This is a genomic window from Comamonas sp. HJ-2 (genome assembly GCF_053615495.1).
Map to the genome: position 1 here is coordinate 15819 of NZ_JBSIFD010000035.1, position 19210 is coordinate 35028.

Genomic DNA, 19210 nt, shown 5'->3' on the forward strand with positions numbered 1-19210 from the left:
GGGCTGCTCGTGGTCACAATCAACACTAACTTGCCATCGCTGACAGCACAGCGTCACCTGAGTGCTTCGCAGCTGAGCTTGACTACTACCACGCAGCGCCTGTCTTCGGGCCTGCGTGTCAACAGCGCCAAGGACGACGCTGCAGGCTTGGCCATCAGCGAGCGCATGAACACCCAGGTGCGTGGGATGGCAGTAGCCAGCCGCAATGCCAACGACGGAATCTCTCTATCCCAGGTGGCCGAAGGTGCGATGCAAAAGCTCACAGACATTTTGCAGCGCAGTCGCGAACTGGCTGTGCAAGCGGCCAACGCAACCAATTCCAACAGCGACCGCCAAGCTTTGGACACTGAGCGAGCGCAGCTGCTGCAGGAGTTTGCGCGAATCGCCAGCACCAGCAATTTCAATGGGCAAAAGCTGATTGACGGCAGCTTTATGGCGCAGAGCTTTCAGGTAGGTGCCAATGCCGGTGAAGTGATCGGCGTGAACTTGCCTTCACTGCAAGCGCCGAACCTTGGTGCGTATGGCTGGCCGCTGCAGCAAAGCCCCACCACCAACAGCTATGCCATCACCCGAGGTAACGACGAAATGGTGCCCGCTGGCGACTTGGTGCTGCGCGACAAGCCAATTGCTATTGAGCGCAACGAAAGCATGGCTTCGATTGCACAGAAGATCAACGATGCCGGGTTTGATCCCAAGATTTATGCACAGGCCAGCACCAGTGCTGTGCTTTCATTCAACAAGTCACTTCCACCCTCAACACCGCCTGTGGCTGTCACGGTGAAGCTGATCGCAGGCGATGACTTGTCCAATGCGCAGTCGGTTTCCTTCACCTGGGATCATGCCAACCCTGATATCGCCAGCATCAAGCAGGCGATTAACGCGGTCAGTGGTCAAACCGGCGTCCGAGCGGAAGATGGGCCTTACGCAGATGACGTGCGCCTGGTCAATGACGCAGGAGAAACGATCCGGGTACTCAACGATTCAGCACCAGGCGTAAGCATGTTCATTCGTGACAACATAGGTGCAGGCAATGGGTGGACCAATGGTGTGACAGTGCCAGGTGCCAATGGTGCGGGCGTCTTGGGCGCAGGTGCCCATGACATTAAAGTGCAGGGCAATTTGGCGTTGATGTCCGAAGACTCCTTCGCTATGGATGGAGGGGATTACGACTTGGACGGCGATCCCACTGGGCCATTTCCATCCATGCAGTGGACAGTGCAAAAGTTCAAGCTGACAGATGCACGCTTGGATACGGCGGAGCACGCCAGGCAAGCCCTGATCATCTACGACGCAGCCCTCAGGCAAGTGACCAGCGCTCGTGCTGACGTGGGCGCGGTGCAGTCGCGCTTTGAATCAGTCATTGCCAATATCGACATCGCTGCAGAAAACATGGCGGCATCGCGTAGCCGCATTGTGGATGCTGACTATGCAGTGGAAACCGCCAAGCTGGCTCAGCAGCAAATCCTGCAGGATGCCGGTACCGCCATGCTGGCCCAGGCGCATTCGGTCGTGGCTGAGCAAGCGTTAGCGTTACTCAAAGATGTGTAGGTTTAAATGGTGGCTTGCACCGCATCACAGGTCTGACGGCGGGTTTGATGGTTCATTTGGCGTTGTAGATAGCGCTATCGGCTGCCGGTACTCAACTTCAGCTTCGATGCAATCGAGGGGCGTGCTCAAGCGACACATGCTGTCGCGATCGACTTCTAAAGTTTGAGCTCCCTTCAGCTTTTTGTATTGGATGAGCCTCCATGCCAGTTAGCGATACTGTGATAAGAGACCTCTACGCACGATTAAAAGGATTGCAGGTGCGTGAGTGCGAACTGGATCTTCAGTTGTCCCAAGAAATATCAACAGCACTTGCGCACTTCGGCCCCAGTATCCTGACACTTGATGGCGCAGACCCTCTGGATGGGGATTTCATCGCTTTGTACTACCAGTTAGCACTGCGTCGCATCGGGCAGTTCAAGCAAAGAATTTCAGAACGTACTTCTTGTTTGAATAGCTCCAAGGCTGTGCAAGACACGTTGCGCCTAATGGGTGTGCGTACAGCATTGCAATGCGATTTAGGTGGTGCGCTCAGCACTAATAACGCTTGCAAAAAAGAGGCGTTGGCGAAGCAGATCAGTATGGCATTGCTTCATTTGATGGTTTGCAGCAACTCGCTGCAGCATCAGCTGACTGAGCTAGTTAGCGCCTTAGAGGCATGGATGAATGCCAAAGCTGTGAGTGCTGAACAGGTAGTGAGTCACAACCAACTTGATTCACACAAGCCAGCTTGGCGTATTGAAATTCTGGGTGCGACACAACCTGTCTCAAAAGCCACTTATAGTTACATTCATTGAATTACTTCCCTGCTCTTGAATGTCTGCTTCAACCTCGGCTAGCTCAGCATCAAAAGGCGAAAAACTTGCACAGCGCTTGTCTCAAATTCTTGCGCGCCTGCACCAAGGTGATGCAGTTGACAAGCACCAACTTGCACAAGATTTTCAAGTGGATGTGCGCACCATTGAACGCGACCTTGGCGAGCGTCTGTGCGGGATCGTTGAGCGAAGTGCCGATGGTCAGTGGCAGCTGACGCGCACAGCGAGAAGCAGTATTCCAGCCAAGCACCTGCATGGCTATGCACGTATGTCGGGGACGGAGCACTTGTTTCCGGATAGCAGCTTGCGCTACCTGTTGGAACAACTTCATACCCCGGAACAGCAGCGCACAACGCATGTGCAGGCCATCGCACATGAAGACTTGCGTCCGCGTACGCAAGAGTTTGTGCAACTCCAAACTGCCATCGAGAAAAAACATCCATGCAGTTTTAGCTACAAGCGCAAACAGCGCAACGTTCAGCCGTACAAGCTCATCCACAAAAACGGCGTGTGGTACCTAGCAGCGGAAGAAGGTGCAAAGCTGAAAAACTTCAGCGTTGCGCTGATAGAGGGATTACATGTGGATGAAAGCAGCCACTTCTTTCCGAAGCGTGCGCACCAGGATTACATCGATGCCAAAGACGACGTTTGGTTTACTGAAGACACTACGGAAGTCCTGCTTCGTGTAGCCCCAGAAGCAGCACATTACTTTATTCGCCGTCCGTTGCTGCCTCAACAGCAGCAACGACAAGATCGTGACGGTTCGTTGCTAGTCACCACGCATATCAATCACATCGACCAACTGCTGCCCGTTGTGCGGTATTGGCTGCCACATGTGCGGATTGTTCAACCTGTTGAGTGGCAGAAGGAGTTGACGGCGGGGCTGCAGCAGGCGCTGAAAAAGTGGGATGTGGCAACCATGGAGTCATCGACATGAAGGGCGGTGGCTTCCTGATACTACTTTTTCTGCTGATTTGCTTCTTGTGGGGTGTGACTTCCGTCATTGGGGGCATCAGCCGAATATTTTCGCCAAATAGCGACCGCAATCCGCATATCGGGAAAAGAGTAGTCAGGCGGGAGCTGTTACCTGAGGCTCCTGTGCAAGAAGTCACCGCTAGCAACGCAAGAGCGACCTCGGAAAAAAATTTAGACCGCACCTTAGCTCAGCTTGAAAAAATCAACAAGCTACGCAATGAGGGTGCGCTGACCGAGGAGGAGTTTTTGCAAATCAAGGTGAAGTTGATTCAGGAAAGTCAAAGCGACTAATAAATCACTTGAATAAAACGAAAAATCTATGTCTTTAGACAGTGAAATCGCGCATACATGCCTCTGACGAAGAGTCGGAGGCTACTGCTTTCTGATGGCTCCTCCAAGCTCCAAGCTGGATAAATGCTGTGCCAGACTTTGAACGAATTCTCAACCAAAACCACACAATGAACGCACCTGAAGATCTCAACCGCCTATATGCCAATGTTTCAGACAACATCAGCAGCGCAATGGCAGACATTCTCTCGCTCAACGTCGAGCACAGCGATGGCAAGCGCGAAATCGGAAATATCACCGGTAAGCTCAGAGAGATCCAGATGCGTTTCGACCGTGAATTGCAGGAGCTGGAAGCCCATGCCGAGTGGGACACATTCACCCTAGCATTTTTCGGCGAGACCAATGCAGGAAAAAGCACAATCATCGAATCACTTCGCATCCTCTTCAAGGAGGAGTCCCGTCAGGCACTGCTGAAACAGCATGCCGATGATTTAGAGCAATTCTCTCAGGCTCTTAACGCTCACCTTGAACATGTTCGCGAAGGACTTCATGCCTTGTACAAGGAATACACGGACGAGCTGACCTCCATCAGCCAAAGCACCAATCGACTTACGCGAATCGCTCAACAAGAAGCCCAAGAGCGAAACGCAATTGCCAAAGCCGAAGCCGACGCTAGAACCCTACTCGACAAGCAAGAAGCTCGGGCCCGCCTTGAGATGCAACAGCAGGAAGCGGCACACCGCCAGCAACTCGCTGAACAGGAATCAAACGCTCGCCTTGCCGAGGAAAGGAAAGAAGCTGCACATCGCCAGCAACTCGCAGAACAGGAGTCTAGTGCTCGACTCCTCGAGGAGCGGCAAGAAGCCCAAGCACGCCTTGAGGTGCAGCAGCAGGAAGCTGCAGACCGCCAGCAACTCGCGGAACAGGAGTCTAATGCTCGACTCGCCGAGGAACGGAAAGAAGCATCACAGCGCTTAAAAATTGAGCAAGCAAATGCACTCTCGCGCTTTAAGGTACGTGTTGCACTGGTCAGCATTGGTGGGATCTTGATCGGCGCAACGTCTGCAGTTGCCTTGCTTAAATTAGCGGGAGCCTAAGATGAGCAGCCATGAACTCGATGCACTGTTCGAGGAAGCTACGTCAGTTCCCTCAACACTTGTACCTGCTATCAAGCCTGCCTTTCAGCGCATTGAGACGCGCTCCTCCGTCCTTAATGCACTGCTTAATCATCAATTCACATCACTGTTCGACAAACTTTTGGCCTATGAAAGAAAAAAGGCCGAGATACACCGAGTAGACGGCTTGATCATCGGTACCGGTGAGGCTGACTTCACCAAGGGAAATACGCTTTATCCCCTGAATTACAACGGCAAGCGCTTTCAACTGATCGATGTGCCAGGCATCGAAGGCGACGAAAGCAAGTACGCGCCTATGGTCCGCAAAGCTGTTGCCAAGGCTCATCTGGTGTTCTATGTAAACGGCACCAACAAAAAACCAGAGAAGGCCACCGCGCAGAAAATCGGCGACTATCTGCGATGGGGCACCCAGGTCTGCCCCTTGATAAACGTGCGCGGCAATGCCGATGCCTATGAGTTCGAGGAAGACCGAAAGTCTCTAACAGCTCATAGCGGCCCCACCTCTGCCTTGCAGCAAACCGAGGAAGTACTGCGTGCGGTGTTAGGCGACAAAGCCCTGCAACCAGGCCATTGCGTTCAGGGACTGCTCGCATTTTCGGCGTTGGCTAGCGAAGCGCAAACCGGGCGTACCACGATCCATCCTTCTCGCAGTCAAGATTTGCTAATCCAGCAGCGTAACTACCAAAAGTACTTTTCCTCGCCTAAGGCGATGTATGAGTTCAGCCAAATCAAGCCAGTCGCCAAAGTACTGCATGACAAACTCTCGACCTTCCGAGAGGACATGATCGAGAGCAACAAGACCAAGGTACACGAGCTGCTTGCCGAAAACGCAGAAACCTTGGCAAAGCTATATGCCACTCACGAAGCATTTTTGGACAGAACCAAACCAGAGTTCGAGAAGTGTCACGAAGCGATCAAAGAAGCCCAGGAACGATTCGAGCGACTGGTCTTGGCAGGACGAAAGAATCTTTGGGACAAGCTTTTTAACAACCTAAAAGACGAGGCCGACGCGATCATAGAACGCCATTTTGGTGACAACGATGCCATTTCCAACAAGATTAATCGAGCGTTCAAAGTGCAACAGGAATCGCTCAAAGACAGTCTTCAGGGACAGTTTGAAGAGTACCTTAAAGACCTGCAGAAAGACTTGAAGCAGGCTATGCAGCGCCTTTTAGAGGACGTTGCACGAGTCGAATTCGAGCAGTTGCTTTATGACGTTGACACCGTGGACGTCAACTACAAGACACCTGAGTTAGGTCTTGGGTTGGAGTTTGGTGACTATGGCTGGATGGCTTTCAACATTGGCTCCTACGCTTTTGCAGGATTCGGTATTGGCTCCGCATTCCCCGTAATTGGCAACCTAATAGGCGCAGCTGTAGGTGCTTTGGTGGGCATCTTGGTCAGCCTGCTAAGCGTTTTCACCGGCAAGGAAAAGCGCATTCGCAAGGCGCAAGGGCAAGTGCAAGAAAAGATCGATGAAGCTTGGTCGGAAGCTCGTAAAGCCCTGCAAGAAGAACGCAAGACGCTGTTTACCCCCGTGCGCGAGCAGATTGACAAAACCGTTTCGGCTCGTGTGCAAGAGCTCGATGAGTCGCTCAAACGTCCTCTGAAGATCATCGAGCAGCAGCGGACATTGATGACCCGCACCAAAGAACAATTGGAGAACATGCCTTATGGAACAATTCAAGCAATTTAATGTCGAGAAGCAGGCTGCTCTCAAAGGATTAGAGCAACTGCGTGCAGCACTCAACGAGCTAGGTGAGATGGGCGCAGATGTCGATAACGAGCTACAGAAAATTGACTCTGCAGCAAAGGCGGTCGAATCCGACGTTCTGCGAATAGCTCTCCTCGGAGCCTTCTCCGACGGAAAGACCAGCGTCATTGCTGCTTGGCTGGGAAAGGTCATGGCAGATATGAAAATCGACATGGACGAGTCCTCAGACCGCTTGGCCATTTATTCTCCGGAAGGACTTCCAGAAAAATGCGAAATCGTTGACACGCCTGGACTGTTTGGCGACAAGGAAAAAACGGTCGATGGTGAGCAGGTGATGTATGAAAACCTGACTAAACGCTACATATCTGAGGCTCACTTGATTTTGTATGTGGTCGACGCAACCAACCCTCTCAAGGAAAGCCACAACGACATCGTGAAATGGGTGCTTAGGGACTTAAATAAGCTTTCCTCAACCGTTTTTGTGATCAACAAAATGGATGAGGTGACGGACCTTACTGAACAGGTGTTGTTCGATGCCCAAGCCACTATAAAAAGAGACAACCTGAAGGCGAAGCTACAACGCGTAGCTAACCTTAACTCCGAAGAAATGGCCCAACTGAATATCGTCTGCTTGGCATCCAATCCGAACGGGCGTGGCCTGGATTTCTGGTTTGGCAAGCCAGAGCACTATGAAAGCCGCTCACGGATCAACGAACTCAAAGCCATGACCACTAGGGTGCTGCGGAAAAATGTTCCAGCGGTGCTGATTGCAAAGACCGGCATGGATGTCGTGCGCGATGTTGTTGGACAGCACGTGGTTCGCGCTGAAGAGCAATTGGCACAACTGAAGGTGTTTGCTGAGCAGAATGCAGAGGAGTCTGCACGCATCAGCCAGGACATTGCTACTGGCCGCCGTGAAGTCAAACGACTAGCAGGCGAGCTCTTTGAGGAACTGCAGAATCTTGAGACAGGATTGCTGGGCAAGCTCCGCCCTCTAAGCTTGGAAAACATTCGTGATTTCCTCGAAGATGAACTAGGCTATACCGTGGATGGCGTAGGCTTCAAGCTAAACCTGAAGATCAAGAGTGCGATCGATCGTTCATTCGATCAGTCTTCCAAAGTGACCAGTCGAATCTCTCAGGATATCGGTCGTCAGCTCAACTCCAGCGAGAGCTTTCTCAATGCCATGGGCGATAGTGCACTGAAGTCCATGGGGGGCGCAGCCAAAGGTATTGCCAACCTGAGCCCCGACATCATCAAAGGTGCGGTGTTTGCAGCCCGTGATGCACTCAGCGCAGTGACGGGTGTCGCGATTAAGTTCAAGCCCTGGCAGGCAACCAAGATTGCCGGAGCCATTTCTAAATGGGCAGGGCCAGCAGGCGCAGCCATCACTCTTACCTCGGACCTACTCAGTGCATACAAAGCACATGAATTGGAACAGGAGTTAAAGGATGCGAAGGAATCTATTGCCGAGGTAATTAAAAGTGCCTTCAAAGATATCTACGACATTATTGGCGATGACGAAAAATTGCTTGAGTTCTTTGCGCCACAACTCAAGGCGTTTGAAAAGATAGTCGAAACTGTGGAGGAGCGCTCAAGATTCATCAGTACGAACCAAGCTAAGCTTCAAGGTGTAAAAGCAAAGTTGAATGCGCTGATGTTAGCTCCTGCTCAGCTTGAGGCAATGGCTTAAAAGATAAGCGGCTCAAAGCTCACTCGACACTATTCGGGCAGTGTGTTTTGCTTGGTGGCAACGATGTGTTGTGCAAAACAAGGAAGCACGATGTCGGAGCGCAGATACTTGCGAGTGGTATTGCGGGAAAGCCCAGTTTTGCTGGGCGATTTCTACCACCGTGTCGTAGATTGATCAACTTCTGCTGTGCAGCGATTGCTGCCTGTCGAGTTCACAACATGAATGACTGCTCTTTCCAAAACAGCAGTCATTCACAATAAATAAAAATTAGTTCACTCAAACAACTTTCTCTATGGGAGATTCAAGTCGATTCAGCTTTGGAGACTGGCAACTATTCATATGAATAGACCCTAGACCACCAGCGGCCGCGCCTAGTAGACTAAGGCAGCATTTTGTTGCAAAAAGCCTGCGGGCCAATTTAGGGGGACTGAATCGGTGATCAATCAGGTAGACATAGCTAGCTTTGGTAGCTTCCAAGGTTTGGACTGGAAAAAAACGGTCAAGGACAGTGGCAAGACGACCCAGTATTTCAAGCGCCTCAACGTGCTTTACGGGCGTAACTACTCTGGCAAGACCACCCTTTCGCGAATCTTCCGCTCGCTGGAGACTCGCAAACTTCCCCTCAACTATGTCGGTTCGGCCTTCACCCTGACTGGCGACGAAGGTGCTGTCACCCATACAGGTTTGCTGGCACACAACTACGACGTGCGTGTCTACAACCGCGACTTCGTAACCGACAACCTCAGCTTCCTGGTTAATCAGGACGCCGGTGGCGAGATTAAGACCTTTGCCATCGTCGGTGAGCAGAACAAAGAGATTGACGACGCCATCGCTGCGATTGAAGCCAAGCTTGGTAGCGTGGAAGGCAAGGCAGGGCTCCGGTTTGATCTGGAAGCAAAAAGGAAAGAGCGCGACAGCACCAAGTCTGCCCACACTACTGCGTCCAATGGGTTGGACGACAAGCTGCGCTCACATGCCGCAGAGAAAATCAAGAAGAACCCGAACTTCCGCAGCCCCGTCTATAACATCGAGCACATCAGGCGTGACATCGCCACGACCAGCAAGCCAGGCTTCGTCGCTCTCACGACCGAAGAACAAGCAGGTCGGATCAAGCTGCTCAAGCAGGAAGCGCTACCCGACATCACAGACACCCTGGTTGTCGCTCTCAAGCTGGAGTCCTTGACTGCGACTGCTGAACCGTTGCTGTCCAAGACGATCACACCAACCAAGGCCATTGAAGAACTGCTCAAAGACAGCGCCTTGCAACTTTGGGTCAAGCAGGGTATGGGGCACCACCGCGCGAAGCGCGATACATGTGCCTTCTGCCGACAGGATCTGCCCCACGACATTTGGCAGGTACTTGATGAACATTTCAGCAAGGAGTCTGGCGATCTGGAAACGTCCTTGGATGCTGCTATCACGTCAGTAACGGCCGAGATTGGCACCATCGCGGGACTCAACACTTTCACGGGCGCACAGTTCTACCCTGACGAGCGCACAGCGTTTGAAGCCAGCAGCAAAGCCCTGACTCAAGCGCTAGCAGTCTACAAGAAAGATCTGGAGGAACTGAAGAAGTCGCTTGAGACTCGGAAGAACAACCTGTTTCAGCCCACGGCCCTCAAGACTCCTTCCTATGACGCCAATGAAATCGCGAAGCACGTTGCCGACATAAATGCTTTGATCGGCACGAGCAACAGCAAGACTGCCACGTTAGAAAAACACAAAACCAGTGCCAGAGAGGCACTTCGCCTGGCTGATGTGTTCGCCTTTGCTGAGGCCATAACCTATGACAAGGAGCTTGGCCGGATTGCCACACTTAAGGCCACCGCTGACACCGCAAGCACGGCCTGCACCGATGCAGAAAAAGAAATTCGTGACGCCGAGGCTGAGATCCAGACATTGAGGGCAAAACAGAAGGATGAGCGCAAGGGGGCGGAACGAGTCAATACCCTGCTCAACAACTTCTTCGGCCATGACGGAATCAAGCTGGAAGCGCGCGACGGTGCAGACAACGCGACCGTCAAGTTTGAGATCACCCGCAACGGCAAGTCGGCCTACAACCTCAGTGAAGGCGAATGCAGCCTCATCGCATTCTGCTACTTCATGGCCAAGCTTGAAGATCCAAAGAGCAAAGGCAAAGAATTAATCATTTACATTGACGATCCAATTTCAAGCTTGGATGGCAATCACATCTTCTTCATGTTCAGTTTGATTGAAAGCTTGATCACCAAGCCAGTGAAGAAGCCAGACGGCTCAAATTCGTATCGCTACAAGCAACTGTTTATCTCCACGCACAATTTGGACTTTCTGAAGTATCTTAAGAAGCTCTCCCTGCCACCAGAAAAAAACCATGGAGGCAGCCAGCACTTCTTGATCGAGAGAAACGGTGGTGCCAGTGCTATTTCGTTAATGCCATCCTATCTCAGAGAACATATCACCGAATTCAACTACCTATTCCATCAGATCTATAAATGCCGCAATGATCAATACGCTAAGGTTTCACATGAGCCTTTTTATTCATTCGGCAACAATCTGCGCAAATTCCTAGAGACATTCTTGTTCTTCAAGTTTCCATACCAAGACGACAAGAACGACTCCTTTGAGCGAATCAAGAAATTCTTTGGAGAAGAGGAAAACACAGCCATTACGCTCGTCAATCGTCTCAACAACGAGCTCTCACACCTAGAGGCGGTTCCAGACAGAGGCTTCAAGCCTGTTGAAATTCCTGAGATAGCCAAAGTTGCCAACTATGTCTTGGAAAAGATCTATGTCTCCGACAAGGTTCAATACAACTCTCTCTTGAAGAGTATTGGCGAGCCTGAGCGAGTGGATTAATTTTCGCAATGCGGCAACTTGAAAACAAAGCACCCGTTAGGGTGCTTTGTTATTTCACAGTGAATCGACCAGCTATTCCTAGCTAGGCTAGCCTCAGCCCAATCACTGCCCTGAGCATCAACAGTCATTGGTCGTTCGGTCTTGACCGACTGCAACCAGCCTGAAGTTGCTATTTAGCCTATTTGTCACTGGTTCAGCTTAACTTTTAAATATCCATTTATATATATCAAATATATTTGATATTCAAATGTTGGCATTGTTTAAAATGAGCTTACGCTTGTGTTGCACAGCGTAATCGGCCGCTCGATCATTGATCGATCTGTTTCTCTCGCTCGATGTCCTGAGCTTCCCCCGTTTTGTGCATCTGATTTGATCAGGTAGCTTGCTCGTGCATGCGTTTTGAACGCTTGTGCGGCGTAGCCATGCCTGTCAATTTGAGGTCATGACCCTTGGGGGAAGTGTTGGGCAGTACAGGGCACTTCTTTCTCACTTTTCCCTTTTGGAGTTTTCTATGACTGATACAGGTCAGGCCGCCGCATGCCCGAACGATTCTTCTCCTGCTGCTCATGACAAGGCTGCTGCAGGTACGCCCTTGTTTGCCCTGGGCCAAGTACTGGCCACACCTGGGGCATTGGAGCTTCTGGAAACCCATCAACTGACAGCACTGCCGTTTGTGCTGCGCCATGTGTCGGGTGATTGGGGCGATATCTGTACCGAAGATCGGCAAAGTAATGCTGAGGCTTTGCAGTACGGCTACAGGCTGATGTCGGTGTATGTGATTTCCAAGGCAGAACGCTTATGGATCATCACGGAGGCTGACCGCAGTTGCACCACGCTGTTGTTGCCCGAGGAGTACTGATGCTGGGGCGGCGCTTTGTGCTGCACTTGCAGCTGAGTGTGGGCCGCTCAGGTGCAATGGCCCATCAAAACAAGCTGCTGCTGCGCCAGGGCGAAAACGACATGGCTTGCGGGCACCACTGCGTGTTGATGGCTTTGATGCTGTTGGGCCAGGTGTCACGCGATGCCCTGTATGAAAGCGACCTTGATGCACGGCTGATGGAAGTGAGTGCCATGGGCCAAGCTCTGTACTTCAGCGGCTGTAGCAGCGCAGCCATCAAAGAGCAGTTTGCACCGTTTTCTGAGCAACTGCTGTGCCGCCAGCTGCGTCGCAATGTTGAGGCCCGCACAGTGGCTGCACTGGAATCAGACCATGTGTGCCTGGTGCGCTTCACTTCGCCCAGCTACAGTCATTGGGTGCTGGCAGTGGGTGTGATGTATGCCGATGGCAAACCACATTCTTTGCTGGTGCTTGACCCCTTGATGGATGGAGTGCCGCTCACTCCTTGGAATGCCTTGCTGGAGCATTGGGGCAGCAAAAAGCTGCGCAACACCAACGCCCGCTGGTCAGAAAAAGCCACCTTGGACAAGGTGGTGCAAGTCGGTTTACGCAGCCGCCGTGGCACGGCCATTGCGCTGGCTTGAGTTTCAGTTTCTCGCTCTCTTTCTTCTGATTTCCCTTGTGCACGTTGTGCGCCTGGTGCTTGGCTTTGGAGGCTGCACTCAGGTGCCGTTGCGGCGTGCCTGTTTTGAAAGTTTGACCATGCACCCTTATCACCTGAGGTGGTACCGCTACCGGCGTTTGCTGGCGGCGGTGATGACGTTGCCTGCACTGGATACCTCAACGCCTGTTCCGCATGAATTCAGTGGGCAGTGGCCGTGCTGCTTCAATGGCTGTGCCGAGGCTGGGCGTTATGTGCATGCCTCAAGGCCATCCATGGAGCCGCAATCAGCCATGGTGCTGGAATTGGCTGATGCGGCTTTGCAGGGGGTTGAGCCAATCAGCCAGCGCACCGCTGCATGGCAGGCATTTGCACGGTGTGCCGTGCCCCAGTTGGGTTTGGGCAGCTTGGCGCGGCTGGTGGCACTGCTGCAGCAATACGGGCCTGATGAAGATGCTGAGTTGGCCGTATTACTGTGGCAAGGTGAAATCACCCAACCTGTAGCTGCACTCAAGGCCGTGCAGCGTTTGCGCCGCCTGGTCGCATTCTTGCAAAGCCAGGACATCACGGATGCAGCCAACTGGCTGCAGTGGTGGGATTCGGCAGATGCGCAAGCGGTTGTGTACGGTGCACCGCATCAAGCGCCAGACACGATCAACGCTTTGTTGTGGCACTTGGACAGCGGGCGCTGTGATGTACCTTGGGTGCTGACGTTTGCAAGGCGGGTGCTCGGTCAGGCTCCTGCGCATGGTCACGTCATGTTGGCTATTCAAGAAATGGCCGAAGCCATGAACCTGAGTGCCAAAGTTTTGGCCAGGCGCATTGCGTGGCATGAACGGCTGTTTCAAGCATTGGGCGATGTGCCAGACCTACGGCTGGCGTGGTGGCGGCGCATAAAGCGCACTTTGCAAGCCCAACTGACCAACGCTATATCAGCCAAACTGCAAGTGCAGGGAGTCAAAGAGCCTTTGCCGCTGTCGTTGGCCGTGCACCTGCGCCAGGGGCAACCCATGCTGACGATTCAGCTGCCCCGTGCATTTGGTGCTGCACCAGCATGGCCCAACTTGACCATGGTGCAGCTACGGCAAGAGGGCTGGGGGACTGGGCTGGGGCTACGCTTGCTGCTGCAAGGTGAAGGCGTGTTGCCAGCTCAGCTGCAGCTGGATATCGCCAAACGCTGGAAAGCGGCGCAACTGCAGCAGCCCGTGTTTGAGCGGATCAGTGCCACCAAGTGGGAAATCAGCTGCTGTTGGTGCGATGGGCTGTGGAAGCCTTCAAACCTTGATCAGGCGGAGGCTACAACTTGGGCCATCGACACGGCGCTGCAAGTGATGGAATATGTGCAGTTGCTCAGGGGGTTGCTAGCTTGGAAAGCTACGGCTGCAACGGTGTTGTCGCGCTAGCTTGTATCGGTTTCGCTCAACGTCCAGTAACGCCCAGAGACAACCAGTTGCTTTGACGGTAAAAGTGACGGTATGGTCTTTTCTAGTAAGGCCAAATCATATGCAACAACGTGTAGCTTCGTTCAATAGCGACTTGATTTCCGATCGGTTGACAATTGAGTGGGAATAAAGAGCTGTCGTGAACTGACACGCAAGCTTTAGACTTTTTCTCATGCAAGCCCGCGATATCGCGGGCTTTTTTCATTTCTATCTAGCTCTATCTGGAACTAGCCGGCCTTACGAAGTCGGCGGGTTTCGGTGGCACTTTGCATGGCACCGAGCGTCACCCATAGCATCCGCCTCGTCGATACCAGGATCCGCTCTCTCAAGTCGACTGACCAATCTACAAAGTCACAGATCGAGATGGCCTCTATGTGGCCGCAACCACAGGTCGAGCAATAAGCTTCCGCTATAACTATAGGATCAACGGCCACCAGGAAGCGCTCACAATCGGCGCGTATGGTATCGGCGGAATACCGCTCGCTGAAGCTTGTGAAAAGCAGTTGGCAGCGAAGAAATCGCACCCTCTCCAAAGAGGAAACCAGTTAACAGCTTACTAGAGCTGCCGTTCAGGTATCGGCGGCAGCGGTCACAGGCTTGCAGAAGTTCAGCGGCTGCAATCAGCCTGCAGCAGTCGTTCGGAGGTGCAATGCAACTTTCCGCTACTGGCCAAGAGTTCCATTTCACTCATGTCCCCAAAAACAGTCACTGGATGACTTGCCGTTCACATCGAGTACCTGCTCTGGGGACTCATGTTGACCTCACGCTCCCGGCCAATAGCAGTCGATCAGAGACCTTTCCAAGCCGACCGGCTCTCAATACTTCAAGCTCACCAGCTGACTTGCAGGCGAAGCTGGATTTAAACGCAATCAAACCGCTTACAAAAGAGCCTCTTTCAGTCGCAAAGTGCTAATTAACCGACCTTTGGGTACTTATGCCAGAAGGGAAGGATACGGGCGCTTATCGCAATGCGGCTATCGCCGCCTGCAGGCGCTTCGGGCGCAAACGATGCAAGAGCCAGAGTGGGTATCACCGATGCAGCCTGGTGGAGACCAAAAGCCACTGCATCAAGCGACTCGGTGAACAGGTGATGTCACGTACGCTCGAGCGGCAGGTCAAAGAGCTTCATATCCGAGCCGCTATTTTCAATCGGTTCACTGAGCTGGGCTGCCCGCAAGCGGTGGCTGTGGCATAGCCACGTCTGGGGTCAGGGGTAGTCTGGCCCGGTGCTGATTTATGCAACAACACCATGCACCTAGAGACATGTCTAGTTATAAGATACATAATTAATGAATCTTATGTGCGGTAACGACAGCGAAAGGAATTGTGCAATGAGGATTCATGAGCTTTGCACTGAAGAGGAAGTCGTCAGCTTGGTGCACTCCTTCTATGCGCGAATACGCCAGGACGAGGTGCTCGGCCCCATCTTCGATGCACGTATAGCGGACTGGGACCATCATCTGACCAAGCTGGTGGATTTCTGGTCGGCCATTTTGCGACGCACAGCACGCTTTTCAGGGGCCCCTATGCCCAAGCATGCTGCGCTACCGGGTCTAAGCCTGGAGCTGTTTGAGCGCTGGCTGGGCCTGTTCGAGATCACGCTGGCCGAGCAACCCAACCGCGCAATGGCCGATCAAGCGTGGCAGGCGGCGCGCCGTATTGCACAGAGCCTGTGGTCGGGCTACCAGATGAGCCGTGATCCCAAGGCACTACCGGCGGTGGTGAGCCATGTCTGAGCTGCTGCAGATCGAGGAACCGATGGGGTCTGCGCCCCAACCCAAGGCTCCTGCACCCCAGTGGAAAGCCTTACTGGAGCTTGGCTTCAGGCCCTTGTACATGGCCGGCTGTCTGTGGGCTGCGGTGTCGGTCGCGTTGTGGGTGTTCGCGCCACAGTGGCTTGCGGGGCGTTTGGGCGGCGTGCAGTGGCATGCGCACGAGATGTTGTGGGCCTTTGTGGCGACGATTGCCGCGGGCTTTCTGCTCACGGCGGCTAGTAACTGGACTGGAAGCAACCCTATTCAGGGCCGGGCGCTGGGCGGGTTGTGCGTACTGTGGCTGCTGGCGCGCGTGGGTTTCCTGGTGGTGGGTGATACAGCTTTTGCTTTTGCCGTAGTGTGTGAACTGCTGTTTTTCGCCGCCGCTGCCGTAGTGCTGGGCCGGGTGATCTATGCAGCACGCAGCCGACGCAATTACGGCCTGCCGCTGCTGGTGTCAGGTCTGGGCGTGGCCGATGCACTCTTTCTGCGCTCGGTATGGCAAGGCAGCGACTACGCAACGCTGATGCATTACCTTTATACAGGGCTGCTGTGCATGGCTGTGATTGCACTACTGGTTGCGCGGCGCGTTATTCCATTCTTCGCAATGCGGGCGGTGACGGATCTGCAGATTCCCATGCATACGGCCAGCGGGCAGTGGCAACTCTGGGCTGGCGTGCTTGGCATTGTCTGCCTGTTGCTGGGATGGGTGTCGGGTATGGTGACCGCATTGGCTGTCACGGGACTAATCACCCTATGGCAGGTGCTGGCCTGGAAACCCTGGGCTGTGCGTCAGGTGCCGTTGCTGTGGATTCTGTATCTGGGTCATGCGGCCTTGGGCACGGGCCTGCTGGTGGCAGCGTTCCAGGCGAGCGGCTGGGTACTGCGCTTGGCCTGGCCGGTCCATGTGATCGGTGTGGCCGGCTTTGCGGTGCTGATAATCGGCATGGTGACACGTACGGCTTTGGGCCATCTGGGGCGACCATTGCGCGCCGATGGGAGCATCGTGGTCATGTATGTGCTGGTGCTTGCCGCCGCTTTGCTGCGCCTGCTGGCACTTCTGCCCGGGGTGCTCCCTCAAGCCGCGCTGCATGCCTCGGCGCTTGCATGGGTGCTGGCCTTTGCTTTGTACCTGTGGCGATTTGCGCCCTTGCTGATTCGGCCGCGCCTGCCACCAGCTGGACTCTCAGCGGCTCAACCCCCAGGACATGTCGCCAGCAAGTCCAGAAAATCTGTTTGAACGAGATCACTCAATGCGTCTAACCCTGATGACCGACTATGCGCTGCGGCTGCTCATGCATGTGGCCCAGCGGCCAGAGCGCCTGTGCACGATTTCCGAGGTTGCGCAGGCTTATAGCATTTCCGAGGCAAATCTGATGAAAGTGACGCATCAACTGGCCCTGCAGGGTTGGATCGAGACGGTACGTGGCAAGGGAGGCGGCATGCGCCTCGCCCGTGAACCTCAGCAAATCCATATCGGTACAGTGATACGTGGACTAGAGTCCGACTTCACGCTGGTGGAATGCTTTGGCAACGACAACCGGTGCACGCTGACCGGCAACTGCCGCCTCGCAGGCATGTTGCAGGGAGCTTTGCACAGCTTCATGGCGCATCTAGATGGCTTCACTCTTGCGGACCTGATACCGCCAACGTCTGTCAGCGCAGTGCCGTTGATTCCTGCCATACGACTGTCAAGAGAGAAGGCCCAGACATGAGCTATGGCCTGCTTATCACACTACACCTGCTGGCCGCCGTGGCGTTTGCAGGCACAGTGTTCTTCGAAGTCGTGCTGCTGGCCAATGTGCACAGCCGAGTGCCGCAACAGCACATGCTCCCCGTGGAGCAGGCGCTGGGGACACGCGCGACCGCCGTCATGCCCTGGGTGTTGCTAGTGCTGTATTTTGCGGGAGCAGGCTTGGCCTGGCAGCACCGCTCGGTACTGGCGCACCCATTGGCCAGCAGTACAGGCATGCTGATGGTGTTCAAGATTGCGCTGGCGCTTAGCGTGCTTGCGCACTTCGCCAGCGCCATGTGGTGGCGCCGCCAAGGACAACTTAATGGACGACGCTCGCACCGATTGCATCTGAGCGTGTTCTGCCATGTGCTGGTCATTGTCTTGCTGGCCAAGGCCATGTTCTATCTGCACTGGTAAGAGCCTGGCGAGGTATGTCAAGCGGCTGCATCCAAATGCGTCATGGCAGACTCCCCCTGATCAAGGGGGAAAGTCTGCCAGTTCAATATCCAAAGAACTCCTCACTACGCACATCGTCCTCATCAATGCCGGCTGATAACAGCAACTGCTGCATTGCCGCCACCATGGAAGGTGGGCCAGCAACATAAAAGATCGGATTAGCCAAGCCCTCAATGGCCTGCTGGAGCCACTCTTTATCAATCGTTTGTGTATCACCACTCCAATCCACGGCAGAGTGCGCCATATCCGTCATGGTGGCCTTGAGCCGGAATTTTGGATTCTTCTTTTCGAGAGTTTGAAGCTCAGAGAGAAACGCCGAATCTTCTGGACGACGATTGGAGTACAGCAGAAGCAAATCCTGCTGTGACTGCTGCATTGCAGCGTTTCGAAGCATGCTCATGAACGGCGTCACGCCAATCCCACCGGCGATGAGCACACCCGCTCGCGCCGTGTTTTTGTGCAAGGTAAGCGAACCAAATGGTCCATCGATATCCAACTCAGCACCTACGGGCAGAGCTACCAAAGCGCGTTTGTAAACACTGTCCCTCATACGCGTGGCAAACACCAATTCACTCTCGTGCGGCGCGCTGACGATGGAGAATGCGTGACATCGCTCCTCTTTGCTCTCCCCAGGGACCGCGCCCGGCAGCTGGATTTCAAACGCCTGTCCAGGGCGGAAATCAAACCCGGCCGGTTTGGCGAGATGGAATGCCATCGTGCCCTGTGCAACCTCTTCGCGTCCGAGGATTTTGCTGTGCTCTATGCCCATGATTCACTCCTTCGCAATCAATGGATCTACGCATTGGATGTATCCAATAGAGCAAATATTCCCGTCAATCGATACCCACCGTGAGAAACGGGTCGAATTGGGCGTTCTCATTGAACCGACCACCTCAGCCTGTTATGGCAGCGTTCGGCCAGAAGCAGCCCCGCTCAGCACGAGGCCGCGAATGGGAGGTCTAGGCTGGTCTAAGTCATTCACAGTCCAGTGCCTGAGCGGCAGCAAAGGCCAGCAAGAGCTGTCGAGCGCAGCCTGCTCTGAACGGCCGCTTCGCCCTCGGGACCGGCCGCTCGATTACGCGGGTTGCCACGCGCTGGCTCGAAGGACCGCTTCTGCGTGCCCCGACAGGCTCGTGTCGACCCTGAGCGGACTTTCGCTTCAGCACTTTACAGCTGTCATTCGCCGCGCAGGTGTACTTCTTGTAATAATTTTGCTCATGTGCCCGATCCGGCTTTTGTGCCGAAATGTTGATTTCCACCCAGAAGTGACCCACTAGCCCCCGGTTTTTCCATCTCAATCTGACCCACGCATTAACCCTAGCC

Annotated in this window: 17 protein-coding genes and 1 pseudogene; 17 read left to right on the plus strand and 1 reads right to left on the minus strand. The window is 53.8% G+C overall.

Features of this window, described 5'->3' with window-relative positions; translation table 11 throughout:
• The first annotated feature begins 9 nt into the window (after positions 1-9).
• The 17 genes and pseudogenes from ACWGXF_RS22075 to ACWGXF_RS22155 all read left to right on the plus strand — a co-directional run bounded on the left by ACWGXF_RS22075 (position 10) and on the right by ACWGXF_RS22155 (position 17848).
• A complete protein-coding gene (locus ACWGXF_RS22075; RefSeq protein WP_274755105.1) occupies positions 10-1548 on the plus strand; it encodes a flagellin N-terminal helical domain-containing protein in 1539 nt (512 codons plus the stop codon).
• 200 nt (positions 1549-1748) lie between these two features.
• Positions 1749-2342, plus strand: a complete 594-nt coding sequence (locus tag ACWGXF_RS22080; RefSeq protein WP_274755106.1) for a hypothetical protein — start codon at positions 1749-1751, stop codon at positions 2340-2342.
• 19 nt (positions 2343-2361) lie between these two features.
• Positions 2362-3297: a helix-turn-helix transcriptional regulator gene (locus tag ACWGXF_RS22085; RefSeq protein ID WP_274755107.1), complete on the plus strand. Its 936-nt coding sequence runs from the start codon at positions 2362-2364 to the stop codon at positions 3295-3297.
• Entirely contained in the window at positions 3294-3626 is a 333-nt protein-coding gene (locus tag ACWGXF_RS22090) for an SHOCT domain-containing protein (RefSeq protein WP_274755108.1), read from the plus strand. The genes ACWGXF_RS22085 and ACWGXF_RS22090 overlap by 4 nt, the downstream gene beginning before the upstream one ends.
• 167 nt (positions 3627-3793) lie before the next feature.
• On the plus strand, positions 3794-4720 hold the full coding sequence (locus ACWGXF_RS22095) for a coiled-coil domain-containing protein (RefSeq protein WP_274755109.1): 927 nt from the start codon (positions 3794-3796) through the stop codon (positions 4718-4720).
• Between the two features lies 1 nt (position 4721).
• Positions 4722-6455, plus strand: coding sequence for a hypothetical protein (locus ACWGXF_RS22100; protein WP_274755110.1), 1734 nt, complete (start codon positions 4722-4724; stop codon positions 6453-6455).
• Entirely contained in the window at positions 6433-8166 is a 1734-nt protein-coding gene (locus tag ACWGXF_RS22105) for a LeoA/HP0731 family dynamin-like GTPase (RefSeq protein ID WP_274755111.1), read from the plus strand. The genes ACWGXF_RS22100 and ACWGXF_RS22105 overlap by 23 nt, the downstream gene beginning before the upstream one ends.
• Before the next feature lie 435 nt (positions 8167-8601).
• Positions 8602-11001: an AAA family ATPase gene (locus tag ACWGXF_RS22110; RefSeq protein ID WP_452102499.1), complete on the plus strand. Its 2400-nt coding sequence runs from the start codon at positions 8602-8604 to the stop codon at positions 10999-11001.
• A 511-nt stretch (positions 11002-11512) separates the two neighbouring features.
• Positions 11513-11860 carry a type I restriction endonuclease subunit M gene (locus tag ACWGXF_RS22115; protein WP_274754437.1) on the plus strand — a complete coding sequence of 116 codons (348 nt, stop codon included), beginning with the start codon at positions 11513-11515 and terminating at the stop codon, positions 11858-11860.
• Positions 11861-11916: 56 nt separating this feature from the next.
• On the plus strand, positions 11917-12483 hold the full coding sequence (locus ACWGXF_RS22120; protein ID WP_452102500.1) for a hypothetical protein: 567 nt from the start codon (positions 11917-11919) through the stop codon (positions 12481-12483).
• A complete protein-coding gene (locus ACWGXF_RS22125; protein WP_452102501.1) occupies positions 12458-13903 on the plus strand; it encodes a hypothetical protein in 1446 nt (481 codons plus the stop codon). Before ACWGXF_RS22120 ends, ACWGXF_RS22125 begins: the two co-directional genes overlap by 26 nt.
• A gap of 413 nt (positions 13904-14316) precedes the next feature.
• On the plus strand, positions 14317-14502 hold the full coding sequence (locus ACWGXF_RS22130; protein ID WP_452102502.1) for a hypothetical protein: 186 nt from the start codon (positions 14317-14319) through the stop codon (positions 14500-14502).
• Positions 14503-14900: 398 nt separating this feature from the next.
• Positions 14901-15137, plus strand: a pseudogene (locus ACWGXF_RS22135) (IS5/IS1182 family transposase); the annotation flags it as partial.
• Positions 15138-15273: 136 nt separating this feature from the next.
• On the plus strand, positions 15274-15678 hold the full coding sequence (locus tag ACWGXF_RS22140; protein WP_003073223.1) for a group III truncated hemoglobin: 405 nt from the start codon (positions 15274-15276) through the stop codon (positions 15676-15678).
• Positions 15671-16936, plus strand: coding sequence for an NnrS family protein (locus tag ACWGXF_RS22145; RefSeq protein ID WP_452102503.1), 1266 nt, complete (start codon positions 15671-15673; stop codon positions 16934-16936). Before ACWGXF_RS22140 ends, ACWGXF_RS22145 begins: the two co-directional genes overlap by 8 nt.
• Positions 16937-16949: 13 nt before the next feature.
• Positions 16950-17411, plus strand: a complete 462-nt coding sequence (locus ACWGXF_RS22150) for an RrF2 family transcriptional regulator (RefSeq protein ID WP_202788777.1) — start codon at positions 16950-16952, stop codon at positions 17409-17411.
• On the plus strand, positions 17408-17848 hold the full coding sequence (locus tag ACWGXF_RS22155) for a CopD family copper resistance protein (protein ID WP_012838464.1): 441 nt from the start codon (positions 17408-17410) through the stop codon (positions 17846-17848). Before ACWGXF_RS22150 ends, ACWGXF_RS22155 begins: the two co-directional genes overlap by 4 nt.
• 82 nt (positions 17849-17930) lie before the next feature.
• Here the strand turns inward: ACWGXF_RS22155 and ACWGXF_RS22160 are convergent, their stop codons facing one another.
• Positions 17931-18656 (minus strand): ferredoxin--NADP reductase, encoded by a 726-nt coding sequence (locus tag ACWGXF_RS22160; protein ID WP_452102504.1) that lies wholly within the window; start codon positions 18654-18656, stop codon positions 17931-17933.
• Positions 18657-19210: the final 554 nt, after the last annotated feature.